Source organism: Branchiibius cervicis, from assembly GCF_042661605.1.
GTDB classification, from domain to species: Bacteria; Actinomycetota; Actinomycetes; order Actinomycetales; family Dermatophilaceae; genus Branchiibius; species Branchiibius cervicis.
Genome location: NZ_JBHSWJ010000002.1, coordinates 942,752 through 968,165, shown reverse-complemented (window position 1 = coordinate 968,165; position 25,414 = coordinate 942,752). Strand labels below are relative to the sequence as shown.

20 protein-coding genes and 2 pseudogenes are annotated in these 25,414 nt (G+C 67.7%); 5 read left to right on the top strand and 17 right to left on the bottom strand.

What is annotated here, in order from left to right:
- Positions 1-9 precede the first annotated feature (9 nt).
- Complete coding sequence (locus ACFQBT_RS05255; protein WP_377820920.1) at positions 10-1,068, bottom strand: 3-isopropylmalate dehydrogenase; 1,059 nt, start codon at positions 1,066-1,068, stop codon at positions 10-12.
- A 141-nt stretch (positions 1,069-1,209) separates the two neighbouring features.
- On the opposite strand from ACFQBT_RS05255, the gene ACFQBT_RS05250 reads away from it, so the two are divergent.
- Complete coding sequence (locus tag ACFQBT_RS05250; protein ID WP_377820919.1) at positions 1,210-3,195, top strand: acyltransferase family protein; 1,986 nt, start codon at positions 1,210-1,212, stop codon at positions 3,193-3,195.
- Positions 3,196-3,212: 17 nt separating this feature from the next.
- Entirely contained in the window at positions 3,213-4,910 is a 1,698-nt protein-coding gene (locus tag ACFQBT_RS05245) for a type III PLP-dependent enzyme (protein ID WP_377820917.1), read from the top strand.
- Here ACFQBT_RS05245 and ilvC read toward each other — a convergent pair.
- From ilvC to ilvD, 4 genes are all read right to left on the bottom strand, one after another.
- Entirely contained in the window at positions 4,883-5,911 is a 1,029-nt protein-coding gene (gene ilvC / locus ACFQBT_RS05240; RefSeq protein ID WP_377820915.1) for a ketol-acid reductoisomerase, read from the bottom strand. The genes ACFQBT_RS05245 and ilvC overlap by 28 nt on opposite strands.
- A gap of 32 nt (positions 5,912-5,943) precedes the next feature.
- Entirely contained in the window at positions 5,944-6,456 is a 513-nt protein-coding gene (gene ilvN / locus ACFQBT_RS05235) for an acetolactate synthase small subunit (RefSeq protein ID WP_377820913.1), read from the bottom strand.
- Positions 6,456-8,342 (bottom strand): acetolactate synthase large subunit, encoded by a 1,887-nt coding sequence (locus ACFQBT_RS05230; protein ID WP_377820911.1) that lies wholly within the window; start codon positions 8,340-8,342, stop codon positions 6,456-6,458. The genes ilvN and ACFQBT_RS05230 overlap by 1 nt, the downstream gene beginning before the upstream one ends.
- 500 nt (positions 8,343-8,842) lie before the next feature.
- Positions 8,843-10,546: a dihydroxy-acid dehydratase gene (gene ilvD / locus ACFQBT_RS05225; protein WP_377820910.1), complete on the bottom strand. Its 1,704-nt coding sequence runs from the start codon at positions 10,544-10,546 to the stop codon at positions 8,843-8,845.
- 36 nt (positions 10,547-10,582) lie between these two features.
- On the opposite strand from ilvD, the gene ACFQBT_RS05220 reads away from it, so the two are divergent.
- Complete coding sequence (locus tag ACFQBT_RS05220) at positions 10,583-11,227, top strand: MOSC domain-containing protein (RefSeq protein WP_377820908.1); 645 nt, start codon at positions 10,583-10,585, stop codon at positions 11,225-11,227.
- On the opposite strand, the gene ACFQBT_RS05215 is transcribed toward ACFQBT_RS05220, so the two are convergent.
- From ACFQBT_RS05215 to ACFQBT_RS05175, 8 genes and pseudogenes are all read right to left on the bottom strand, one after another.
- Positions 11,224-11,673, bottom strand: a complete 450-nt coding sequence (locus ACFQBT_RS05215) for a hypothetical protein (protein ID WP_377820907.1) — start codon at positions 11,671-11,673, stop codon at positions 11,224-11,226. The two genes, ACFQBT_RS05220 and ACFQBT_RS05215, sit on opposite strands and share 4 nt — an antisense overlap.
- Before the next feature lie 2 nt (positions 11,674-11,675).
- Positions 11,676-11,993, bottom strand: coding sequence for a hypothetical protein (locus ACFQBT_RS05210; RefSeq protein WP_377820905.1), 318 nt, complete (start codon positions 11,991-11,993; stop codon positions 11,676-11,678).
- An 893-nt stretch (positions 11,994-12,886) separates the two neighbouring features.
- Positions 12,887-13,402, bottom strand: a complete 516-nt coding sequence (locus ACFQBT_RS05200; protein WP_377820904.1) for a SixA phosphatase family protein — start codon at positions 13,400-13,402, stop codon at positions 12,887-12,889.
- A gap of 4 nt (positions 13,403-13,406) precedes the next feature.
- Positions 13,407-14,327: a 2-hydroxyacid dehydrogenase gene (locus ACFQBT_RS05195; RefSeq protein WP_377820903.1), complete on the bottom strand. Its 921-nt coding sequence runs from the start codon at positions 14,325-14,327 to the stop codon at positions 13,407-13,409.
- A gap of 93 nt (positions 14,328-14,420) precedes the next feature.
- Positions 14,421-15,926: an Asp-tRNA(Asn)/Glu-tRNA(Gln) amidotransferase subunit GatB gene (gene gatB / locus ACFQBT_RS05190; protein WP_377820902.1), complete on the bottom strand. Its 1,506-nt coding sequence runs from the start codon at positions 15,924-15,926 to the stop codon at positions 14,421-14,423.
- Positions 15,923-17,439 (bottom strand): annotated as a pseudogene (gene gatA / locus ACFQBT_RS05185) (Asp-tRNA(Asn)/Glu-tRNA(Gln) amidotransferase subunit GatA). The gene gatB and the pseudogene gatA overlap by 4 nt, the downstream one beginning before the upstream one ends.
- A 2-nt stretch (positions 17,440-17,441) precedes the next feature.
- Positions 17,442-17,738, bottom strand: coding sequence for an Asp-tRNA(Asn)/Glu-tRNA(Gln) amidotransferase subunit GatC (gene gatC / locus ACFQBT_RS05180; protein ID WP_377820900.1), 297 nt, complete (start codon positions 17,736-17,738; stop codon positions 17,442-17,444).
- A 10-nt stretch (positions 17,739-17,748) separates the two neighbouring features.
- Positions 17,749-17,988, bottom strand: a complete 240-nt coding sequence (locus ACFQBT_RS05175) for a glutaredoxin domain-containing protein (RefSeq protein WP_377820899.1) — start codon at positions 17,986-17,988, stop codon at positions 17,749-17,751.
- A gap of 133 nt (positions 17,989-18,121) precedes the next feature.
- On the opposite strand from ACFQBT_RS05175, the gene ACFQBT_RS05170 reads away from it, so the two are divergent.
- Complete coding sequence (locus ACFQBT_RS05170; protein ID WP_377820897.1) at positions 18,122-18,757, top strand: cytidylate kinase-like family protein; 636 nt, start codon at positions 18,122-18,124, stop codon at positions 18,755-18,757.
- Here the strand turns inward: ACFQBT_RS05170 and ligA are convergent.
- From ligA to ACFQBT_RS05150, 4 genes and pseudogenes are all read right to left on the bottom strand, one after another.
- Positions 18,699-20,858 (bottom strand): NAD-dependent DNA ligase LigA, encoded by a 2,160-nt coding sequence (gene ligA, locus ACFQBT_RS05165; protein WP_377825363.1) that lies wholly within the window; start codon positions 20,856-20,858, stop codon positions 18,699-18,701. The genes ACFQBT_RS05170 and ligA overlap by 59 nt on opposite strands.
- 85 nt (positions 20,859-20,943) lie before the next feature.
- A complete protein-coding gene (locus tag ACFQBT_RS05160; protein WP_377820895.1) occupies positions 20,944-21,918 on the bottom strand; it encodes a uroporphyrinogen decarboxylase/cobalamine-independent methonine synthase family protein in 975 nt (324 codons plus the stop codon).
- A pseudogene (gene mnmA, locus ACFQBT_RS05155) lies at positions 21,915-22,990 on the bottom strand (tRNA 2-thiouridine(34) synthase MnmA). The gene ACFQBT_RS05160 and the pseudogene mnmA overlap by 4 nt, the downstream one beginning before the upstream one ends.
- Positions 22,990-24,183, bottom strand: coding sequence for a cysteine desulfurase family protein (locus ACFQBT_RS05150; RefSeq protein WP_377820893.1), 1,194 nt, complete (start codon positions 24,181-24,183; stop codon positions 22,990-22,992). Before ACFQBT_RS05150 ends, mnmA begins: the two are co-directional and overlap by 1 nt.
- Positions 24,184-24,284: 101 nt before the next feature.
- On the opposite strand from ACFQBT_RS05150, the gene ACFQBT_RS05145 reads away from it, so the two are divergent.
- Positions 24,285-25,412 carry a hypothetical protein gene (locus ACFQBT_RS05145; RefSeq protein ID WP_377820891.1) on the top strand — a complete coding sequence of 376 codons (1,128 nt, stop codon included), beginning with the start codon at positions 24,285-24,287 and terminating at the stop codon, positions 25,410-25,412.
- Positions 25,413-25,414: the final 2 nt, after the last annotated feature.

The window sequence follows — 25,414 nt, the reverse complement described above, 5'->3', positions numbered from 1 at the left end:
GACGAAAGACTAGCCCTGCGTCGCGGCAGCGGCGATGGCGTCACCGACCTCGCTGGTGCTGCGGACCGTGTCCGAACGGCTGGCCAGGTCCGCGGCCACGGCGTTCTCGATCCGTCGAGCCTCGTCGATGCGGCCCAGATGCTCCAGAAGCATGGCGACCGACAGGATGGTCGCGGTCGGGTCGGCCTTGCCTTGACCGGCGATATCGGGCGCGGAACCGTGCACCGGCTCGAACATGCTGGGCGCGGTGCGGTCGGGGTTGATGTTGCCCGAGGCGGCCAGGCCGATGCCCCCGGTGACGGCGGCGGCCAGGTCGGTGACGATGTCGCCGAAGAGATTGTCGGTGACGATCACATCGAAGCGGCCGGGGTCGGTGGCCAGATAGATGGTCGCCGCATCCACGTGGGCGTACGCCGTGGTGACCTCGGGGAACTCCTGCCCGACTTCCTCGACGGTGCGCCGCCACAGGTGACCCGCGTAGGACAGCACGTTGTGTTTGTGCAACAGCGTCAGGTGTTTGCGCTCGCGGGCCTGCGCACGGGCGAACGCGTCGCGGACCGTGCGCTCCACGCCGAAGCGGGTGTTCACGCTGACCTCGGTAGCCAGCTCCTGCGGCGTGCCGACGCGCAGGGCGCCGCCGTTGCCGGTGTACGGACCCTCGGTTCCCTCGCGGACCACGACGAAGTCGATACCGTCCGGGGCCACCCGCTGCACGTCCAGCGGCGAGGCGACGCCGGGGAACAGCTTGGCCGGACGCAGGTTGATGTAGTGGTCCAGCTCGAACCGGATCCGCAGCAGCAACTGCCGCTCGAGAACGCCGCTGGGCACGGTGGGATCACCGATGGCTCCGAGCAGGATCGCGTCGTGATCGCGCAGTTCCTCCAGCACGGAGTCCGGCAGCGTCTCCCCCGTGGCGTGCCAGCGCCGCGCGCCCAGGTCGTACTCGGTGCGGGCGACCTTTGCGGTGGTGACCGCGTCGAGCACCTTCAACCCTTCGGCGACTACCTCCGGGCCGATCCCATCGCCAGCGATGACGGCCAGATTCACGGTTTCGGCAGGATTCGACATGCTTCCAGCCTAGGACTCCGTCTTGCCATTCGATATTCAGGTCTCGTCATAAGAGACACGTGCTGACCTCCCGAACGTGCCGGCGGCAGTGTCCCGCACCGGGCGCCGGTTGTGGCCTGCGCCACTTACCATGGTGTAGCTATGACCAGCACAGCGCCGACCTCACCCGTGACAGGTGACGTGTCTTCGACGCCCGGCGCCCATCGAGCGGCCGCCGAGCGGCCGGTACGCAACCACCGCCCCGCCCTGGACGGCATTCGCGCGCTGGCCATCGTGCTGGTGATGATCTACCACGCCACCAGCCAGCAGCCGCGTGGCGGATTCTTCTCGGTCGACGTCTTCTTCGTGCTGTCCGGTTACCTGATCGCCGGGCTGCTGATCAAGGAGGACTGGACCTGGGGCTCGATCGACCTCGTCGCCTTCTACGTACGCCGCGCCCGCCGGCTGCTGCCCGGACTGATCGCCGCCGTCATCGCGATCGCGGCGGTCTGCCCGCGGGTCCTGTCCGACGAAGCGGTCGCCAGTATGCGTGGCGACGGTCTGGCGACGATCTTCTATGTCGCGAACTGGCGGTTCATCGCCACCGGGGATTCCTACTTCGCGCAGTTCGGTGACCCCTCGCCGTACCGGCACATGTGGACGCTGGCGATCGAGGAACAGTTCTACCTGATCCTGCCCATGCTCCTGATCGGCCTGATCGCCCTGACCCGCGCCAACCTGCGGTACATCACCGGTGCCCTGGTGGGGCTGGCCGTTCTGTCCGCACTGTGGATGTGGGTTCTGTACGTGCCCGGCGAGGACCCGTCCCGGGTGTACTACGGCACGGACACACGCGCGCAGGACCTTCTGCTGGGCTCGGCGCTGGCCTGCGGGATGACCCTGATCAGCCGACGTACGGCGCAACAACGGACCCGCTTGATGACCCTCATCGGCGGGGTCGGCTTTGCCGTGATGGTGGTGTGGTTCCTCACCTTCGGCGAGGATCAGTTCTTCACCTACGGCGGCGGGTTCTTCGTGTTCGTGCTGGGCACCTGCGCGTTGATCGCCAGCGTCGAGCTGAACCAGGACGGCCCGTTCGCCAGGCTGTTCGGCTTCGCACCGTGGGCCTGGATCGGCAAGATCTCCTACGGTCTCTACCTGTACCACTGGCCGGTATTCCTGCTCATGAAGCACACCGCCCTCACCGGTCCGGTGCTGTTCGTCACCGAGTTCGCGATCTCGTTCGCGCTCGGTGCGCTGTCGTTCTACGCACTCGAGCAACCGATCCGCCGCCGTGGCCTGAAGCCGCTGATCGGGCGCAAGGCAGCGATCACGGTGGGCTGGCTGTGCCTGCCGGTCGCCGCCGCGATCACGCTCGCCCTGACGCCCGCGGCCACCGCCAGCCTGATCGGGACCGCCAAAGCCGGGCAACGATCGGATATGGGCACGACCAACCCCGACGCGGCGATCAAGGTGCTTGTGCTCGGTGACTCCGTGGGGTTCTCCCTGGGGTATGCCTTCGATCAGAAGGAGTGGCCCCGCGTCCAGGTCACCGGTGACGTCATCTTCGGCTGCGGGACGGCGCAGCAGCACATCGCGGTCAACGGCGTCGACCAGAAACCCGACCCGAGCCAGTGCCAGGACGTGTTCGCCAAGTGGCCCGCCGACGTCGCGAGCAAACAACCCAACGTGATCCTGTGGTCACTGGGCGGGTGGGAAGTCTTCGACCACGTGGTCGACGGCAAGACCCTCAAGGTCGGCTCGCCGGAATACGCCAGCTATCTGACCTCGCGACTGAACCTGGGCCTGAGCAAACTGGGCTCGACCAAGGTCGTCATCCCCAACGTGCCCTGCTACGCCCAGCCCAGCTACGTCGTCAACGGCCAGAACATGGCCCCCAACCGCAACGATCCCGCCCGCGCGACGGCGGTCAACAAGATCCTCGACGACTTCGCCGCGCAGCATCCGCAACAGGTCCACATCTTCGATGTCGCCAGCACGTTGTGTCCCGACGGCACTCCCACGTTGAAGGTCGACGGTGTGCAGGTCCGAAGCGACGGGGTGCACTACACGATCGACGGCGCCAGGCTCTTTTGGAACTGGATCATGCCCACGCTGGAGAAGGTCACTGGTATTTCGGTGAGCTGATCGCGCCTCCTGCAGGTGTGACCACGCATCGCATCAGGACAATCGTCCGGCGTTACCTGCCAGCCGAACTGCTCGCGTTGGCGGGCATGTTCGCCGGATGGTGGCTCGGCACCCAATGGACGCAGTCACCATGGCTCCTCGCAGGCATCGTCACCGTCGCGGAGAACCTCGGCTTCTATGGCTACCTCACCGTGTCGGTCTGGCGCGAGCAGACTCCGCAGAATCCGAACCTGCTGCGGCGGGCGCAGCGCACCGTCCTGCTGCTGGGCGCCGAGTTCGGCCCGGCGGAGGTCTTCGACAGCCTGCTGATCCGGCCGGCTCTCATGACGGCAGCGATCCTGGGGCTGCACAGCACCGGGTGGGGCGTCCTTACCGGTAGTTACGCCGCGGATGCGGTGTTCTGGAGCGTGGCCGGGGCGTCGTACCTGCTGACCGTGAAGTTCGGCTGGCGGCACCGCCGCGTGGAGTTGGTGCGGGCCGTCCATCCTGCTCAAGCTCCGTCCGACCTGTCGCCGGACGCGTTCCTGGCGCGGCCGGCGGTCGCGAAAGCCCTTGCGCTGCAGGGGACTCCCGTCTTGTTCCTCGAGCCGGATGCGGTCGCCCGTCGTTACGGCGAGCTGCGCCGCGCGCTGCCGTACGCCGACATCCACTACGCGTTGAAGGCCAATCCGCACGAGGCGATCATCGAAACCCTGATCGGTTGCGGCGCATCGTTCGAGGTGGCGAGCGTGCGCGAACTGGACGCCCTGCTCGACCGGCATGTGGATGCCTCACGGATCCTCTACACCCACCCGGTCAAATCGCCGGCGGACATCCGGTACGCCGTCGGGTGCGGAGTGCGCACCTTCGTGGTCGACGCAGCCGGAGAAGTGGACAAGCTCGCGCAGTACGACGTGTCCGTCCTGATCCGGCTAGCCGTGGACAGCAGTGCGGCGCAGATCGACCTGTCGGCGAAGTTCGGCGCCTCCCGAGCCCTTGCCCGCGACCTCGTACTCGCCGCCCACGAAGCCGGTCTGACGGTCGATGGACTCACCTTCCACGTCGGCAGCCAGCAGTGCGATGTCGCTGCGTACGCCGCGGCCGTCACCGCTGCACTCGACCTGATGGAGGAATTGTCCGACCGGGTGCCGATGACCACCCTGGACATCGGCGGCGGTTTCCCGGTCGCCTACGACCGGCCGGTGCCCTCGATCGACGCGATAGCGGCGACGATCACCCCGTTGCTCGCGCCGCACCTGCCCGGGTTGCGCGTCATCGCGGAGCCGGGGCGCTTCCTGGCCGCCGAGGCCATGACCCTGGTCTGCGGCGTCGTCGGCTCCGCGGAACGGAACGGACAGCCGTGGTACTACCTCGACGACGGGGTGCACGGCTCGTACAGCAACGTCCTGCAGGAAGGCCTGCGACCGCCGATGCGCCCGCCGGTATGGGGCAGTATGGCGACCTCGGTCCTCGCCGGCCCGACGTGCGACTCCATCGATGTCGTCGCCGCCGGCATCATGCTGCCGCCCCTTGAACCCGGCGACCGTATCGTCAGCCCGACGATGGGCGCGTACACCGCCGTCACGGCCAACGGGTTCAACGGCATCGCCGCGACCCCGATCGTCGCCCTGCCCGCCGTCAGGCACCTCAACGCAGTGCGGCCGTCTGCCACCGCGGAGGGTGGCAGACGGCCGCTACGAGCGGTGGCTCAGCGAGCTGCCGAGCCTTCGACGTAGTCCTCGTCGCGGCTGCCGGACCAGGAGAAGTGCGAGCGCAGCTTCTTACCGGTGGCCTCGATCGGGTGACCGGCCTCGGCTTCACGCAGCTTCAGGAACTCCGGCGCACCGGCATCCTGATCGGCGATGAACCGTTCGGCGAAGGCACCGCTGCGGATGTCGGCGAGCACGCCCTCCATCCGCTCCTTCACGCCGGCGTCGATGACGCGGGGACCGGAGACGTAGTCGCCGTACTCGGCCGTATCGGAGATCGACCAGCGCTGCTTGGCGATACCGCCCTCCCACATCAGGTCGACGATCAGCTTGAGCTCGTGCAGCACCTCGAAGTAGGCGATCTCCGGCTGGTAACCGGCCTCCGTGAGCACCTCGAACCCGGCCTGGACCAGGTGCGACACGCCACCGCAGAGGACCGACTGCTCACCGAACAGGTCGGTCTCGGTCTCCTCGGTGAAGGTGGTCTTGATGACGCCGGCGCGGGTGCCGCCGATCGCCTTGGCGTAGGACAACGCGAGGTCCCAGGCCTTGCCGGAGGCGTCCTGCTCCACGGCCACGATGTCGGGAATACCTCGGCCGTCGACGAATTCGCGGCGAACGGTGTGGCCCGGAGCCTTGGGCGCGACCATCGCGACGTCGACACCCTCGGGCGGGGTGATGTAGCCGAAACGGATGTTGAAGCCGTGCGCGAAGAACAGCGCGTCACCCGGCTGCAGGTTGGGCTCGATGTCCTCCTTGTACAGGATCCGCTGCACCTGGTCGGGGGCCAGGATCATGATGACATCGGCTTCCTGCGCCGCCTGGGCGACGGGTACGACGCGCAGCCCCTCGGCCTGCGCCTTCTCGGCAGATTTGGAGCCCTCCCGCAGACCGACCCGGACGTCGACGCCCGAGTCGCGCAGGTTGAGGGCGTGCGCGTGGCCCTGGCTGCCGTAACCGATGATCGCGACCTTGCGGCCCTGGATCACCGACAGATCGGCGTCGTCGTCGTAGAACATTTCAGCCACAGCTTGGTACTCCTTGGTGTTGGTTAGGTGGTTCACGCGCTCTTGCGAGCGCGGTCGGTGATGGATCGCGTGCCTCGCCCGACGGCCACCAGGCCGGACTGGACGAGTTCCTTCACGCCGTACGGCTCGAGGACCTCAAGCAATGCGATCAGCTTGTTCGGCGCCCCGGTCGCTTCGATGACGACCGAGTCGGCGGTGACGTCGACGACGTTGCAACGGAACATCTGGGTCAACTCCAGGATCTGGCCACGCGTCGTACCGTCGGCGCGCACCTTGATCAACACGATCTGGCGTTGCACGGCGGCGTCGGGTTCCAGCTCGACGACCTTGAGGACCTCGACCAGCTTGTTGAGCTGTTTGATGACCTGCTCCAGGACCAGCTCGTCGACGTCCACGACGATTGTCATCCGGGAGATCTCGGTGTGCTCGGTCTCGCCCACCGCGAGCGAGTCGATGTTGAAGCCACGGCGGGAGATCAGCCCGGCGATCCGGGCGAGCACACCGGGTTTGTTCTCCACCAGCACCGAGAGCGTGTGCTTGGCCATCAGTCGTCCTCACCTTCGGATTCGCGGTCCCACACCGGGGCCATCGAGCGGGCCACGGTGACCATGTCGTTGCTGACGCCGGCCGGCACCATCGGCCACACCATGGCGTCGCGCTCGACGACGAAGTCGATGACGACCGGGACGTCGTTGATCTCCAACGCCTTCTGGATCGTGGCATCGACGTCCTCGGGACGTTCGCACCTCAGCCCGACACAACCGTACGCATCGGCCAGCTTCACGAAGTCCGGGACCCGGGCACCGATCGCGGTGTGCAGGTCGGTGTTGGAGTAGCGCTCGTTGTAGAACAGCGTCTGCCACTGGCGCACCATGCCGAGGCTGGAGTTGTTGATGATCGCGACCTTGATCGGGATGTTGTTGATGACGCAGGTCGCGAGCTCCTGGTTGGTCATCTGGAAGCAGCCGTCACCGTCGATCGCCCAGACCGTGCGGTCCGGTTCAGCGGTCTTGGCGCCCATCGCGGCGGGCACCGAGTAGCCCATGGTGCCCGCTCCGCCGGAGTTCAACCACGAGTTGGGTCGTTCGTAGTCGACGAACTGGGCGGCCCACATCTGATGCTGACCGACACCCGCAACGTACGTCGCGTCCGGGCCGGTGAGGGCGCCGATGCGTTCGATGACGTACTGGGGTGACAGACCTTCCTCCGGTGTGGTGTAACCCACCGGGAAGTCGCGCTTCCATCCCGTGGTCCGCTCCCGCCAGGCGGTGTAGCGGGCGGGGTCGACGTCATCCTTGAGCGCAGCGATCAGCTCCCGCACGACCTCGTCGATGTCACCGACGATCGGCACGTCGGCCTGGCGGTTCTTACTGATCTCGGCCGGGTCGATGTCGGCGTGGATCACCTTCGCCCCGGGCGCGAAGGACGCGAGGTCACCGGTCACCCGGTCATCGAACCGGGCACCGAGAGTGATCAGCAGGTCCGCCTTCTGCAATGCGGTCACCGCCGGAACCGACCCGTGCATCCCGGGCATCCCGAGATGCAACGGGTGGGTGTCCGGCACGGCGCCGCGCGCCATCAGCGTCGTCACCAGCGGGATCTGGGTGAGCTCCACGAGCTCCTTCAGAGACTCGCTGGCCCCCGAGCGGATCGCTCCTCCCCCGATGTAGAGGACCGGCTTCTTCGCGGCACGGATCATCTCCGCGGCCGCCTTGATCTGCTTGGGGTGCGGACGCGTCACCGGGCGGTAGCCCGGCAGATCCACCTGCGGCGGCCAGGAGAAGGTGGTCTTGGCCGTCAGGGCGTCCTTGCTGATGTCCACCAGGACCGGGCCGGGTCGGCCGGTCGATGCGATGTGGAACGCCGCGGCGATCGCGGATGGGATCTCGTCGGCGTTGGTGATCAGGAAGTTGTGTTTGGTGACCGGCATTGTGATGCCGCGGATGTCGGCCTCCTGGAAGGCGTCGGTCCCGATGGTCTTGGAGTTCACCTGGCCGGTGATGGCCACGATCGGCACCGAGTCCAGGAACGCGTCGGCGATCGCGGTGACCAGGTTCGTGGCACCCGGGCCGGAGGTGGCCATGCAGACACCGACCTTGCCGGTGGCAGCGGCGTACCCCTCCGCCGCGTGGCCGGCGCCCTGCTCGTGACGGACCAGGATGTGGCGGACCTTCACCGAGTCCAGCAGCGGGTCGTACGCCGGCAGGATCGCGCCGCCCGGGATGCCGAATACGGTGTCGACACCGACCGATTCCAGCGACAGGACCAGACTCTGGGCGCCCGTCACCTCGATGGGCGGGGTGGGCGCGGTGTCCGGCTGCTGCTGGTTGACATCGCTGGCGCTACGGTCGCGCGCCTTGTGCTGCAAGGGCGTCACCTGCGCCGGGCTCGGGATGCGGGTCGCCGCCTTGGGGGCCTGCACATTCGTCACGGTGGTCACCTGTTCTTGGGCTTCTAGGTCGGTATGGCGCTCGCGGGGCATAAAAAAACCCTCAGCCGCTGGGGCAGTGAGGGTAGGCGCGCTTGCTGATCGGATCAGCTTGCGCGCCTGCGGAGTACGAGAATGCGTGCCATGTTCGTAAGTGTGATCCCCGGCCCGCTTCGGGGTCAACATGATGAGACGACCATCTCACCATCCGGGAAACCGTGCTTGCCCCCCAGTTGCCTCGACACCTTTTGGAACGCATTTCACCTCACAAGCACCTTTCACGGTGCATCCCGATCCAAGAATCGGAGCCACCTGCACGCTCGCTCCCGTCAGGCGCAGAACCCTCGCCGCACCTCCTCGACCTCGCACTCCGGCGCCCCTCGCTGCGCTCGCGACACCTGCGCGCTCGCTCCTCGTCAGTCGCAGAACCCTCGCTGCACCTCCTCGACCTCGCACTCCGGCGCCCCTCGCTGCGCTCGCGACACCTGCGCGCTCGCTCCTCGTCAGTCGCAGACAGCCCCACCGCTCGCGCTGCCCACCAACTTCCGGTACTTGGCCAACACCCCGCGGGTGTACTTGGCCTCCGGGTGCCGGACACCCGACGTACGCCGATCGGCCAGTTCTGCCTCGTCGACCAGCAGGTCGAGGGTTCCCTGGGCGACGTCGAGGCGGATGCGGTCGCCGTCCCGCACGAAGGCGATAGGGCCCTCGTCAACGGCCTCGGGAGCCACGTGACCCACGCACAGGCCCGTCGTACCTCCGGAGAAGCGGCCGTCGGTCAGCAACAGCACGTCCTTGCCCAGCCCGGCGCCCTTGATCGCACCGGTGACGGCAAGCATCTCGCGCATCCCCGGGCCGCCCTTCGGACCTTCGTAGCGGATGACGACCACGTCCCCGGACTTCAGCGAACCGTCCTCCACGGCATCCATTGCAGCGCGCTCACCGTCGAAAACCCGTGCGGTGCCTTCGAATACATCGTTGTCGAAACCGGCCGACTTCACCACGGCACCTTCGGGTGCGAGGGAGCCTTTGAGAATCGTAATGCCGCCACTGGGGTGGATCGGCGAAGCCATGGCCCGCAGGACTTTGCCATCGACGTCCGGTGGAGCGATGTCCGCGAGGTTCTCGGCCATCGTCCTGCCGGTCACGGTGAGGCAGTCACCGTGCAGGAGGCCCGCATCGAGCAGTGCCCGCATCACGACGGGCACTCCTCCGACCCGGTCGATATCGGTCATCACGAACGCGCCGAACGGCTTCACATCGGCCAGATGCGGGACCTTGGCGCCGATGCGGGCGAAGTCGTCGATCGCCAGGTCGACGTCCGCCTCGTGGGCAATGGCCAGCAGGTGCAGCACGGCGTTGGTGGATCCGCCGAACGCCATCACGACGGCGATGGCGTTCTCGAAGGCTTCCTTGGTCATGATGTCGCGAGCGGTGATGCCCTTGCGCAGGAGCTCGACGACCGCCTCGCCCGACTTGCGGGCGAACCCGTCGCGTCGCCGGTCGGTCGCCGGCGGTGCGGCACTGCCGGGGAGCGACATGCCGATCGCTTCGGCCACTGAAGCCATCGTGTTGGCGGTGTACATGCCGCCGCAGGCACCTTCGCCCGGGCAGATGGCCCGCTCGATAGCGTCGACGTCGTCGCGCGACATCAGCCCGGCCGCACACGCACCGACCGCTTCGAAGGCGTCGATGATGGTGACCTGCTTCTCGGAGCCGTCGGAGAGTGTGGCGATGCCGGGCAGGATGGAACCGGCGTACAGGAAGACGCTGGCCAGGTCCAGACGAGCGGCAGCCATCAGCATGCCGGGCAACGACTTGTCACAACCGGCGAGAAGCACTGAGCCGTCGAGGCGTTCGGCGCTCATGACCGTCTCGACGGAGTCGGCGATGATCTCGCGACTGACGAGCGAGAAGTGCATTCCTTCATGGCCCATCGAGATGCCGTCGGAGACGCTGATCGTCCCGAACTCGAGCGGATAGCCGCCGGCGGCGAACACACCGTCCTTCACGGCTTTCGCCAAACGGTCGAGCGACAGGTTGCACGGGGTAATCTCGTTCCACGAACTCCCCACTCCCACTTGGGGTTTGGCGAAGTCGTCGTCGGTCAGACCCACTGCTCGCAACATCCCCCGAGCCGCGGTCTTCTCCAGACCGTCCGTGACGTCCCGGCTGCGGGGCTTGATGTCCGGTGTTTCGTCGCTCATGTCGTGAGTCTAGGCATCCGCAGCTACCCTCGAAGGGTGCTGCACGGCGAAATCCTCTCGGTCAATCTCGGCGTCGTCACGACGTTGCCCGGGGTGCGCGGACGCACCGCCATCGACAAGCACCCGGCCCGGCACATCGACGTACGCGACCCGGGACCCAAGAAGGGCGGTCTGGGCAGCGGGGTGGTCGACGACGGCATCGGAAGTCGCAAACACCACGGTGGTTACGCACAGGCCGTATACGCCTATGCCCTAGAGGATTACGACTGGTGGGCGGCGCAACTGGGTCGCTCGCTCGGGCCAGGGTTGTTCGGCGAGAACCTGACGACCCGCGGGCTGGACCTCACCAACGCGCTGATCGGTGAAGAGTGGACGATCGGGCCGGTGGTGCTGCGTGTGGAAGTACCGCGGATCCCGTGCGCCACCTTCGCGGCGCGGATGGGCGAGAAGCAGTGGGTACGCCGATTCACCGAGGCCGGGCGCACCGGCGCCTACCTGTCGGTGCAGGCACCCGGACGAATCACTGCCGGGGACGTCGTGACGGTGTCCCGGCCATCCCACGACATCACCTTGCTCGACGCGTTCCGGGCGGTCACCGGTGACCGCGAACAGGCCAGGCGCGTGCTGGATGCGCAGGTGCTCTATCCGAGCGAGCACGAGTACCTCGCAGCACGCGCCTAGCGAACCAGCCGGTTGGTCGATGTCAGGACCTGCACCTGCTGCGTCGGACCGGCGATGGTGGCGGTTCCGGGTATGTCCGCCCAGTCGCCGCCGTCGACCCGGAACTGGCCGCCGTACGTCGTGCTCACGCCGACCGTGAAGGTGCCCGGATCGTCGTAGGCGTGGGTGATGTCGCCGCTCGGGTAGGCCCCGCCGAAGCTCTGCGTCGGGCCGCTGGCTGCGCCATCACCGAACCGGAAGTTGTTGGCCTTGAACGTGGGACGAATCTCGACACGGTGACCGAGCAAGGTGGTGGCGCGGACCTCCCCGGGCTGATACCCCGCTTGCGGCCACACGAGCGAGAAGTAGGTCGGCAGCGTCACCAGGGTGCGGTTGTTGACCGGTTGGATGGACAGGCCGGGCTTGGCGAACGGGGTCTGCTTCCACTCCTTGACGATCATCGCCATCGTCAGTTGTGGCCGGTCGGCTCCCCGGGTAGCAGTGAGGTGTAGCAGGTGGTGCCGACGTACTCCCAGTTGACGGGCGCGGTCTCGTCCGCGGGATGCCGGTAGATCTTGACGTAGGGACCGCTGGCGTCGGGCACGTAAAGGCAGCCGCTGATCGCCGACCCGCACGCACTGCCGCCGTCGTTGTCCTCCGGGCCATTGCCCGGGCAGTTCAGCGGAACGGAGTAGACCAGAGGCACCCGTTTGCGGACCTTCGTGCCGTTCTCGACGACGTCTTTCTCAACGTCTGCCGGTTGGCCCTTGGTCTGCGCTGCCGTCATCCCTGTGTAGGCGCTGTCGCCATACAGGTCGCTACATCCTCGGTCACACGGTGGCGGAGGGCCCTCTGCGCTAGCAAAACCAGTACTCCCCAATAGCACCGTGATTGCTACCGCGAGGGCCGGAAGGGCCCGGTTACTGGGCCGCATCCTGCGCCTTTTGAACGCGCCAACCGGACTCGGACCAAGCGACGGGAAACACCATCTTCGTGGCGTCACCAGACACTGACCTCAACTTCTTGCCTGAACTGTCGACATAACTGAAGGAACCAGGACCAAATGCAACTTGCACGTGGACCGAGGGGGCTGAAGGTCGAGTAGGTCGGCCACGATCTCCGTCCCGTCCACTTCAGGAAAGATCGCAGCGTCCGCATGTTGGTTGTTACGAACTAGCTGAGCGACGCTCTGTTCCCAGCGGTCGCAGGTTTTGCACGACTCAAGCGCAAACGGCTCCAAGAGACCGGTCTGCGGATGCTGATAGGCCTGATTGATCACTGACACGTAGTACTTCACGAACGCGATCGCACCGTCGGTTGTCTTCTGCTTCGCAGCATCCGGCAAGCCGTTGATCCCCAACGCGGGGTTCCCCGTGGACGCAACGGTCGGCGTACTGGAAGCAGATGACACAGTCGATGTCGGCGATGCCGCTGGTGTGCTTGACGCAGTCGCCGGCGTGCTGGTTGCCACGGACGAGCCCCCTGCGCCCGTCTTCCCCCGCAACCAGCAACGCCGGTGACCACCGTGAGCATGATCGCCGAGCACGTGAGCGCACGTACGCAACGACCATTCCCCGTCCCAAGCACGACATCCCCTCCCTGCAGTCGTCCAGGTCCCGCCATTCTGCTGGCGGCAGACGAGCCGTTTGGGGTTATCCACAGTAAAGAATTCGTAAAGCGCTAAGCCCTTGCGGTGTGCAGCGCCGTCAGTCGGGCCGTCCCCGGCGCCAGGTCAATCCAATCCACCTCGACCGCCAAGACGGCGGCCGTGCAGGTGGGAAATCCCTCCGCCAGAGCAGCGAGCGCAGAATCCTCACCGTGACCATCGGCCAACAGCGCCGCAAGAAGCGGAACCCCGGGCGAGTGCCCGACCAGCACGAGATCACTGGTGTGCTCGCTGGCCTCCCGCAGCACCTCGAGAAGCGTCTGCGGATGCGCCAGGTAGATCCGTCGGTCGTTCTCCACCAGCCCTCCGATGCCGCTGGCGTCCACTACACCGGCCCACGTTTCGCGAGTGCGCACCGACGTCGAGCAGAACACCTGGGACGGCGAAATACCCTGCGCCTTCATCCAATGCCCCAGCGAGCGCGCGTCCGCGGCACCGGCCTGGGTGAGGGATCGCTCGTGGTCCTCGGCCGACCGCGGGTCTTCCGCCTTCGCGTGCCGGATCAGCGTCAGTCTGCGAGCCCGAGCCATGGGCTCAGGATGACACGACGTGCTGGAGACCGGCGCCTGCGACATACCCGCGCAGCTGCTCGTCCACGAAGCGCCGGGCGCGCGGCCAGAACGCCGAACTGGCACCGCCCACGTGCGGGCTGATCAACACGTTCGGCAACGTCCACAGCGGGTGATCGGACGGCAACGGCTCCGGGTCGGTGACATCCAGCGCAGCGCGCAGCCGGCCGGACCGGCACTCCGCAAGCAGGGCGTCAGTGTCCACGACCTTTCCGCGGGCCACGTTGACCAGCAACGCGTTGTCGGGCAACGCAGCCAGGAACTGTGCGTCGACCATGCCCCGGGTTGAATCAGTCAGCGGTACGACGATGATCACCACCTCGTGTTCCGGCAGGAGAGCACCCAATTCCTGCGTGCCGTGCACGACATCCACCAGGTCGTCACCGGTCCGAGCGCGTGACGCGACGGCCGTTACCGACGCCTCGAACGCGAGGACCCGACGCGCAACGGCCCGGCCGATCGCGCCGTACCCGAGGATGAGCACGTTGCGGTCGGCCAGGGACGGATATCCGGCGGCGTGCCGCCAGGTGCCGGTCTGCGCGGCTCGCACGAAGTCCGGGATCCCACGCTGTGACGCCAGGGTGAGCGCCAACGCCAGCTCGGAGGTCGACGTGTTGTGGATCCCCGCGCCGTTGGCCAGTACGACACCCGGCGGCAGGACGGGCAGGACGTGTTCATAGCCAGCCGTGACCAGCTGAACTGCCTTGAGCGAGCGAAGATCTCGCAGACTGTCGAAAGCACCCGATCGCGCCTCGTAAGGGCCGATGAAGATCTCGATGTCGTCCCGCGGCGGCGTACCGGACCCGTCGAACAACACTGCTTCGACGCCGGGTACCGCGCTGACGGTGCCGAGCAGTTCCTGGTTACCCACCGATACGACTGTCACAGACCTATGTCAGCACGTGCGGATCAACGCACCGACACCGGGATGGGAACGATCAGGTCTGCGCGGGTCGCCACCTGCCCGGGCTAGCAGCGCTCAGGTCAGTCGGGAAAGCAACAGTTCACGGACTTTCGCTGCGTCGGCCTGCCCCTTCATCGCCTTCATCACCTGACCGATGAGGGCACCGGCCGCCTGCACCTTGCCGTCGCGAACCTTCTGCGCGACATCGGGATTCGCGGCGATGACCTCATCGACCGCCGATTCCAGCGCGCCGTCGTCCTGGACCAGTTGCAGACCACGGGCGTCGGCAACCGCCGCCGGAGTGCCCTCGCCGTCCAGGACGCCTTCGAACACCTGACGGGCCATCGCGTCGTTGAGCCGGCCGGCCTGGACCATTGCGTCCAGCTCGGCGACGTGCGCCGGGGTCACCCCGAAGGCATCCAGCGGCTTGGCTTCCGCACTCGCTCGGCGGGCGATCTCGCCGGTCCACCACTTCCGGGCGGCCACAGGGGTCGCGCCGGCGGCAACCGTCTCCTCGATCAGTTCGACGGCTCCGGCGTTGATGACGTCACGCATCTCCAGATCGCTATAACCCCAGTCGGACTGGAGCCGGCGCCGACGCAGGTTCGGCGGCTCCGGCAGCGTGGCGCGCAACTCCTCCACCCACGCCGGGTCGGGCGCGATCGGCACCAGGTCCGGCTCCGGGAAGTACCGGTAGTCGTCCGCATCCGACTTGGGGCGGCCGGACGTGGTCACGCCGGTGTCCTCGTGCCAGTGCCTGGTCTCCTGCAGGACCGACTCACCCGAGTCGAGTACGGCGGCCTGCCGGCTGATCTCGTAACGCACCGCGCGCTCGACCGAGCGCAGCGAGTTGACGTTCTTGGTCTCCGTGCGAGTGCCGAGTTTCTCCGCACCGGACGGCTTGAGCGAGACGTTGGCGTCGCAGCGCAGAGAACCCTGCTCCATCTTCACGTCGGACACCTTCAGCGCCTTCAGCAGATCGCGGACCGCTGCGACGTAGGCACGGGCGATCTCCGGCGCTCGCTCCCCCGCTCCGACAATGGGTTTCGTCACGATCTCGATCAACGGGATCCCGGCGCGGTTGTAGTCGACCAGCGAGTACTCAGCACCCTGGATCCGCCCGGTGGAGCCACCGATGTGCAGTGACTTGCCGGTGTCTTCCTCCATGTGCGCGCGTTCGATATCGACCCGGAAGACCGAACCGTCGTCGAGTTCGACGTCCAGGTACCCGTCATAGGCGATCGGCTCGTCGTACTGCGAGGTCTGGAAGTTCTTCGGCATGTCCGGGTAGAAGTAGTTCTTCCGCGCGAACCGGCACCACGAAGCGATCGAGCAGTTCAGCGCCAGACCGATCCGGATCGCCGACTCGACCCCCACCGCATTCACCACCGGCAAGGCACCGGGCAGACCCAGGCACACCGGGCAGACCTGCGTGTTGGGCTCGGCGCCGAACTCGGTCGCGCACCCGCAGAACATCTTGGTCGCGGTGCCCAGCTCGACGTGAACCTCGAAACCGAGCACCGGGTCGAAACGAGCCACGGCGTCGTCGTAGTCGACGACGTCCTCCAGCACCGCGCTCATCGCACACCTTCCTTCACGTCGAGTTCCGGAGCCTGGGCGAGCAACGGCCCACCCCACTGTTCCTCCAACAACCGCTCCAGCGCCGCACCGACGTTGTACAGCCGGTCGTCAGCCTGGATCGGCGCGAGCACCTGGAAGCCGCTGGGCAAACCGTCCTCGGCCAAGCCGTTGGGCAGCGAAAGACCAGGAACTCCAGCAAGATTCGCTGGAATGGTGGCGATGTCGTTGAGGTACATCGCCATCGGGTCGTCGAGCTTCTCACCCAGTTTGAAGGCCACCGTCGGCGCGGTCGGCGTGACCAGCACGTCGGCCTGCTCGAAGGCCGCGGCGAAGTCCCGCGCGATCAGCGTGCGCACCTTCTGTGCCTGGCCGTAGTACGCGTCGTAGTAGCCGGAGGACAGCGCGTAGGTGCCCAGGATGATGCGGCGTTTGACCTCATCACCGAAGCCGGCGTCACGGGTCGCAGCCATCACCTGCTCGGCCGACGGGGACTCGACCCCCTTCGGTGCCACCCGCAGGCCGTACCGCATCGCGTCGAACTTGGCCAGGTTGGAGGAAGCCTCACTCGGCAGGATCAAGTAGTAGGCGGCCAAGCCCTTCTCGAAGCTGGGGCAGGACACCTCGACGATCTCCGCGCCGGCCTTCTCGAGCAGATCGAGTGACTCGGTGAAGCGGGCGCGCACCTGCGGAGCGAAACCCTCACCGGATATCTCCTTGATGACGCCGATGCGCAGACCGCTGACGTCACCGCGCCGCGCGGCGTCGACGACCGGCGGCACCGGGGCATCGATCGACGTGGAGTCCATCAGGTCGTGGCCGCCGATGACGGTGTGCAGCAGGGCTGCGTCGAGCACCGAGCGGGTGCACGGTCCCGCCTGGTCCAGCGAGCTGGCCAGGGCGATGAGCCCGTAACGGGACACCCCGCCGTACGTCGGCTTGACCCCGACCGTGCCCGTCACCGAGGCGGGCTGGCGGATCGAGCCGCCCGTGTCGGTGCCGATAGCCAGGGGCGCCTCGTACGCCGCGACGGCAGCCGCCGAACCACCCCCGAACCGCCGGGGATGCGGTCCAGCGCCCACGGGTTGTGGGTGGGGCCGTAGGCGGAGTGCTCCGTCGAGGAGCCCATCGCGAACTCATCCATGTTGGTTTTACCCAGGATCGGCAGGCCGGCCGCGCGCAACCGGGTGACCAGCGTTGCGTCGTACGGCGGCACCCAGCCCTGCAGGATCTTCGACCCCGCGGTGGTGGGCAGGCCTTTGGTTGTCACCACGTCCTTGACCGCGATCGGCACCCCGGCCAACGGGCCGAGCGGGGCGCCGGCAGCCCGCTGCTCATCGACCTGCCGGGCCGCCGCGAGGGCGCCCTCGGCGTCGACCTGGAGGAACGCATGGACCTCGCCATCGACGGCGGCGATGCGGTCCAGGTGAGCTTGGGTGGCATCGGCGGCACTGAGTTCGCCGGAGGCCAGGGCGTCCGCGAGCGTGGCAGCAGAAAGGCGGGTGGGGTCGGACACGCTCACTCCTCGTCCAGAATGCGCGGAACCTCGAAGCGCTGCGCCTCGGCCTGCGGCGCACCGGAGAGTGCCTCTTGGGCCGTCAGGCTCGGGCGCACGACGTCGGGGCGCGTGACGTTGGTCAAAGGCAGCGGGTGCGACATCGGCGGGATGTCATCGGAGGCGATGTCACCCACCTGACCGACGTAACCGACGATGGTTTCCAACTGGCCCGCCAGCTTGTCCAACTCCGCATCGGAGAGTTGAATCCGCGCCAGCATGGCGACGTGCGCGACATCGTCGCGCGAGATCGAGGACATAGCCTCCAGTCTAGGAGTCCGCGAGCGCCGCCAGAACCAGACCCGGATCGGGGTTGGTGTGCGCCTGGCCGTCGACGACGACCGTCGGAACGACCTCGTTGCCGTTGTTCACGCTGCGCACGAAGGCGGCGGCTTCGTCGTCCTCCCAGATGTTGCGCCAGGTCGCCCGCTCACGCACGGCACTGATGGTGTCCTCAAGGCGGGCGCAGAAGCCGCAGCCGGGGCGCCAGTAAATCGTCACGTCGCTCATGGCGTAGACAACTGCGTCATCCCTGACCACATTCCGAGCGATCCAGGCTGCGGTCATCGTGGCCGTCAACACGCCGGCTCTATGCTTGATTCATAGTCCAGCGATACACACAAGACTCACTGCGGAGGACATCATGCCCGGCATCACCATCTCATCGGAGTACGGCGCAGGCGGCGCCCTCGTAGCACCGAAGGTGGCCGAGAAGCTGGGTCTGCCGCTCCTCGACAAAGCGATCGACGCCGACATCGCCCGATCCCTCGACGTCAGCGAAGCCGAAGCGCACGAAGGCGAGCGCAAGGGCACCTGGGCCGACCGCTTTTTCTGCGCGATCGCACCGGTCGCCGACACGGTCTTCGGGGACACCGAGCAGTACAGTCACGCGCCCAACGAGTTCCGCGACCAGGCCGAGGACATCATGCGTTCGGCCATCGCCGACGGCGCAGTGGTCTTCGGTCGGGCCGGTGCCGCGGCCCTGGCCGAGGAGCCGAATGTGCTGCGGGTGCGCCTCTACGGCGAACTCGAGCACCGCGTCGCATACCTCATGCGGACCGCATCGGTCAGCGAGGAGCGTGCTCGCGCCGACATCGCCTCGGTCGACGGCGGCCGGGCGAAATACATGCAGCACCTCTATGAGCGCGACATCACCGACCGTTCGCTCTACCACCTCATGATCAACGGCCCCGCGTTGTCGGTGGACGAGTGCGTCGGCATCATCGTCGCGGCGTACGGCGCCCTGCGCGAAACCTCCACCGCACCGGCCGCCGGTTAGGCCTCCGCGTCCTCCTCGACGGGGTCGGCCGGCGGCGGCCCTCTTCGAGCAACGTCACGAAGCCGGCTTCATCGAGGATCGGCACTCCCAGCTCCTCGGCCTTGGCCGCCTTCGATCCCGCGCCGGGACCGATCACGACGAAGTCGGTCTTCTTGCTGACCGAACCGGCCGCTTTGCCACCGCGGGCGATGATCGCTTCCTTGGCCTCGTCGCGGCTGAACTCCTCCAAGGATCCGGTGACCACGACCGTCAGCCCCTCCAGGGTGCGGGGCACCGACTCATCCCGCTCATCGGCCATGCGCACCCCGTCGGCGGCCCAGGTGTCGACGATCGCGACGTGCCAGTCGAGCGTGAACCACTCGATCACTGCGTCCGCGATGACCCCGCCGACGCCGTCGACGGCAGCCAGTTCCTCGGCCGAGGCGGCACGGATCGCGTCCATCGAGCCGAAGTGGGTAGCCAGTGCCCGGGCCGCGGTGGGTCCGACGTGCCGGATGGACAACGCCACGATCACCCGCCACAGCGGCTGGTCCTTGGCCGATCGAAGGTTCTCGAGTAGCCGAATGCCGTTGGCGGACAATACTTTTCCGTCGACAACGGTGGCCGGGTCATCACTCTTCTTGGCCGCCCGTGTGTAGAGCGGAACCCGCACCAGATCCTCGGCGGTGAGCCGGAAGAGCGTGGACTCGTCCTCCAGCACCTTGTTGTCCAGCAATGCCGTGGCGCCCTCCCAGCCGAGCGCCTCGATGTCGAGAGCACCCCGCGAGGCCAGGCCGAAGAGCCGCTCACGCAACTGCGACGGGCAACTACGGGCATTCGGGCAGCGGATGTCCTTGTCGCCGTCTTTCTCGTAGGCCAGCTGGGTTCCGCAGGAGGGGCAGTGTGTCGGCATCACGAAAGCTCGTTCGGAGCCGTCCCTCAGCGCCACGACCGGCCCGACGATCTCCGGGATCACGTCACCGGCCTTGCGCAGCACCACGGTGTCGCCGATCAGCACGCCCTTGCGCTCCACCTCGAACGCGTTGTGCAAAGTGGCCATTTCGACCGTCGACCCGGCGACCTTGACCGGCTGCATGACCCCGAACGGCGTCACCCGGCCAGTACGGCCCACGTTGACCTGGATGTCCAGCAGCTTGGTGTTGACCTCCTCCGGCGGGTATTTGAAGGCGATCGCCCAGCGCGGTGCCCGCGAGGTCGCACCCAGGGCCCGCTGCAGCGCGACCTGGTCGACCTTCACCACGACGCCGTCCAGCTCGTGCTCGACCGAGTGACGGTGCTGTCCGTAGTACTCGACGTAGCGGCGCACCTCGGCGGCAGTGGTCACGACCTTGGTGTGGCTGGATGTCGGTAGCCCCCACCCGTGCAGCAATTCGTAGGCGTGCGATTGGCTGTCGATATCGAAGCCGCGCCGCGCCCCGATGCCGTGCACCAGCATCCGCAGCGGTCGCGACGCGGTCACCTTCGGATCCTTCTGCCGCAACGAGCCGGCAGCGCTGTTGCGCGGATTGGCGAACGGCGCCTTGCCCTGCTCGACCAAGGAGGCGTTCAGCTCCTCGAAGGCGGCGACTGGAAAGAACACCTCCCCGCGTACTTCGACCAGCTCGGGCACGTTGTCGCCGACCAGTTGCAGCGGCACGCCCTTGATGGTGCGCACGTTGAGCGTGACGTCTTCACCGGTACGCCCGTCGCCGCGCGTAGCTCCCCGGGTCAGCCGGCCCTTCTCATAGGTGAGGTTGACCGCCAGGCCGTCGATCTTCAACTCGCACAGCCACTTCGGCTCCCCGGGAGCCTCCCGCTGCGCGCGCTCCAGCCACGCGTCCAACTCTTCCAGGGAGAAGACGTTGTCCAGGCTGAGCATCCGCTCGCGGTGCTCGACGGGCGCGAACTCAGTGCTGAACGAGCCCCCGACCTGCTGGGTCGGTGAGTCCGGGGTGCGCAGCGCGGGATGGGCCTCTTCGAGCGCTTGCAGGCGCCGCATATCCGCGTCGTACTCGGCGTCGCTGACGGTGGGCGCGTCCTTGAGGTAGTACTCGAACTGGTATCCGCGGATCTTCTCGGCCAGGTCGGTCCACTCGTGCCGGGTCGCCTCGTCGACGTCCATCCCGGCCGTCGTCTCGATCGGGCTGTCGGTGCGTTCGCTCACCGGACCATCGTGCCGCAGACCTCCGACAGCCCGGACCGTCCGGTCAGGCGTCCGCGCGTTCGGCCAGCGCCGACGCCGCATCGACGGCCAGCCGCTGGATGCGGACCGGGTCGCGCCGGGTCGCCAGCCCGCAGGCGGGGGTGACCATCAGATCCGCCAATGCCGCATCCGGCAGGCCGACCCGGTGCCAGGCCCGGGCCAATGCGTCGACGAACGGGCCCGGGTGGCTTCCGGCGGCATCGGTGGGCACAGCGCCGGCCCACAGGGTGCGCCCGGATTCGACGAGTTCCGCCACGCCCTCCCAAGCTGCCGGTGTGAGCAACGCGGTGTCCAGACTGACCTCGACGTCCATCGAGCGCAGCAGGGCCGTGGGCACCCCGGGGGCGCAGCAGTGCAGGACGACCCGGCCGTCGTGCGCGTCGCGGATGGCGGCCAATGCGTCGCGGACGACGGGTTGATCCACCGGACGCAGCTGATTCAAGCCGGACGCCGAGCGCAAGGATCCATCGAGCACCGCGGGCAGCCCCGGCTCGTCTAGTTGGACGATGACCTGCGCACCGGGTACGGCGTCCTGCACCTGCGCGGCCAGCACCCGGACCGCCTCGCCCAGGGATTGCACGAGGTCACGGCACGCCCCGGCGTCCGTGACGACGCGTTCGCCGCGCGGTAGCCGCAGGGAACCAGCTAGGGTCCACGGCCCGGTCAGGGCCACTTTCAGCGGTCCCTGCCACCCGTCGTACGTCTCGGACAGCACCTCCAGATCGTCGCGCAGGAAGGCCCGGCCGCGGCGTACGTTGCGATCCGCGGTCGGGGCCAACCGCCATCCGGACGGTTGCAGATCCACCTCGAGATCGACGAGCGCAGCGGCGGTGCGGCCAATCATGTCGGCACCCGGCCCTCGGTCCGGTAACTCGACCACATAGGGAATCCCGTTGTCGCTCAGCAGATCCCGGACCTGCCGGGCGGCCGTCAGCGGATCGGTGCCGGGCCAGGAGCCGACACCGGAGGGCTGGGTCACGAGCGGCCGGTGGCGCTGATGGTTGCCGAGCCGATGACCCGGGTGCCCTCGTAGAGCACCACGGACTGCCCGGTGGCGACCCCGCGGGTACGCCGATCGAGAAGCACGCTCACCCGATTTTCGTGGACGGTGGCCAGGGCCGGGAACTCCTCGCCGTGAGCGCGCAGTTGAGCACCCACACGGATCCGGCCGTCCGGCGGTGGACCGCACCAGCGCAGGTGGTCGCCGTCGATGACGTCCACTCCCAGCAGGTCTTCGGTGCCCACGACCACGGTGTTGCTCGCGACCTGCACATCGACCACGTAGCGCCGTGCGCCGTCGGCCCGGGGCTCCTTCAGGCCCAGGCCCCGACGTTGCCCGACGGTGTAGGCGAAGGCACCCTCGTGCTGGCCGACCACGGCACCGGAGTCGTCGACGATCGGCCCCGGCTCCGAACCCAGGCGCCGGGACAGGAACCCGGCGGTGTCACCGTCCGGGATGAAGCAGATGTCGTGACTGTCCGGCTTGCGGGCGATGTAGAAGCCGCGGCGCTCCGCCTCCGCCCGGATGTCGGACTTGACGGTGTCGCCCAGCGGGAAGAACGACCGGGCCAACTGGTCGGCGTCCAGCACCCCGAGGACATAGCTCTGGTCCTTGGCCATGTCGACGGCACGGTGCAACTCGCGACCGCCTGGACCGTCGACGATCTGGGCGTAGTGGCCGGTGGCGACCGCATCGAAGCCGAGCGCGAGCGCCTTGTCCAGCAGGGCTGCGAACTTGATCCGCTCGTTGCAGCGCAAACAGGGGTTGGGGGTGCGACCCGCTGCGTACTCGGCGACGAAGTCCTCCATGACGTCCTCACGGAAGCGCGCGGCCATGTCCCACACGTAGAACGGGATCCCCAGCATGTCGGCAACCCGCCGCGCATCCCCGGCGTCCTCGATGGTGCAACAGCCGCGGGCGGACTCGCGCAGCGTCGCCGCTGATTGCGACAACGCCAGATGCACCCCCACAACCTCATGCCCGGCGTCCAGCATCCGGGCGGCGGCGACCGCCGAGTCGACTCCCCGCTCATCGCGGCGACGACGCGCATCAGGCCACCTGCCCGGCTCGTTGGGCCCGCTCGACGCAGGACGGAAGCACGGCGAGGAATCGGTCCACATCGGCGTCGGTCGAGGTGTGACCCAGAGTCAGTCGCAGCGCACCGCGAGCGCCGCTGTCCGGGATGCCCATCGCCAGGAGCACGTGGCTGGGCCGCGGCACACCGGCCTGACAGGCAGAGCCGGTCGAGCACTGGACTCCCGCGGCGTCGAGCAGATAGAGCAGCGAGTCGCCGTCGCAACCGGGCACCCGCAGGTGGGCGTTGCCGGCGAGTCGCTGGTCGGCGTCACCGACAACGTGGATGCCGCTGACCTCGATCCCGAGGTCGAGCGCGAGCGCTTCCTCGATGAGCCGGTCACGCAGATCGACCAGATGCTTGCGATGGGTGTCGAGGGTGGCGACGGTCTCGGCCACCGCGACCCCGAAGCCGCGGATGCCCGCAACATCCAGGGTTCCGCTGCGCAGACCGCGTTCCTGCCCGCCACCGAACGTGCCGGGCTGCAGCACCGCGTCGCGGCGGGCCACCAAGGCGCCGATCCCGGTGGGGCCGCCGATCTTGTGCGCGGCGATTGCCATCAGATCGGCGCCGCTGGCCGCGAAGTCGATCGGCAACTGACCGGCTGCCTGCACCGCGTCGGTGTGGAAGGGAACCCCGGCCGATCGCGCGACGGCCGCGACCTGCGCCACCGGCTGGACTGTGCCGACTTCGTTGTTGGCCCACATCATCGAGACCAGCGCGACGTCCTCGGGGTTGCGATCGATCAGAGCGGCGACGACGGCCGGGTCGTGCCGGCCCTGTCCGTCGACCTCGATCCAGTCGACGCTCGCACCGTGGTGGGTCACCAGGAACTCGACGGCGTCCAGGACCGCGTGGTGCTCGGTGGCGCCCACGATCAACCGGGTACGCCGCGGATCGGCTGCCCGGCGTGCCTCGAAGGTGCCGATGACCGCGAGGTTGTCGGCTTCGGTGCCGCCGCTGGTGAACACGATTTCAGAGGGTCGAGCGCCCAACCCGGCCGCGATCTGCTCGCGGGCCTCTTCGACGATTCGCCGGGCGTTGCGACCGGCGGTGTGCAGGGACGACGGGTTGCCGGGAGTACGGAACTGATCGGCGACGGCCGCCGCGACCGGTTCGCGCATCGGGGTGGTCGCCGCGTGATCGAGGTACACCGCGGACGTATTCATAACCAAAACAGTGTAGGCGCCGAAGCGCGGATGCTTGAACGCTCAACGCTCTCACGGACGGTACCCGTTCGGCGTGGGCGGCTTTGCGACACTGGTCGCAAATGAGGATCGGGAACAGTCGCACGCGGTGGACCGCAACCGGGGCGACCGCAGCGGCCCTGGCCATCCTCGTCGGAGCCTGCAGCAGCACCAGCGCCCAGGGGCCGAGTTCCCCGGCCCCGACCTCCTCCGCGAAGTCCTCTGCGACCTCCTCCCCGGCGCCCGCCTGCTCGGCCGGTAGCGCGCCCACCCTCAATGGAGCACGAACGGCGTACTCCACCGCCACCGACCTGGAATCCACCCACGCACTCGTGGGGCAGGTCGGGCAACCCACGCTGAGCACGATGCCGAGCGGGGTGGCCGGCTGGGACCTGGCCGGTGTCGCCGTCAACGTCCAAGTGCGCACCAACGGCAGCTTCGCCGTGGCGCCGGCCTCGTTCGCGTTGATCTCCCCGGCCGGCCAGCGCTGCGCCCAGCCGGCCACCAATCCGCTCGGCGGTGCCTTCGCAATCATGCAGGCCGACCAGAGCCACCCCGGCTCGGGCGAGGTCGCCTTCCTTGTCCCGCACGGCGCTGACCTGTCGGGCTACTCGGTCATGTACACCGAACAGGCGGGCGGCAAAGTGGCCAGCGCCCAGTGGACGGCGGACGCGCCGACACCGTCGTCCACCGCAGCCGCCGGCTGCGACGGCAAGAAATCGACGTACGACGCGGGGAAGGTCACCAGCAAACCCTTCGGCTCGGCGCAGCGAACCCGATCGGGCGCAGGATCGCTCGAGCTCGACCCGCAGGCTCCGGTGATGCGCGATCTGCCGCCGGGCGACCAGCAGCCCCGTGACGTCGACGGGGTGGAGATCAAGGTCACCGTCAAGGCCGAAGGGTCGGTGGGTTTCGTCGAACGCGGCCAGTTCCAGCTGGTGGACAGCCACGGGATGGTGTGCCGTTACAGTCCGCTGGGTAGCACCGGCGAAACACTTTCGAGTGACCTGGTGCCGGCCGGGACGGAGAAGACCTACACCGTGATCTTCTGGCTGCCGCGGGGCAGTGCGATGAACTCGTGGCAACTGCTGTACGTCAAGGACCCCACCGGCAGGACCGTGAGTGCGGCGTGGAGCGGGCGCACGGTGCCCACCGCCTCCGCTCCATCGACCACGACGACGACCACGGCCGGCCAGCCCACGAAGGGCTGACC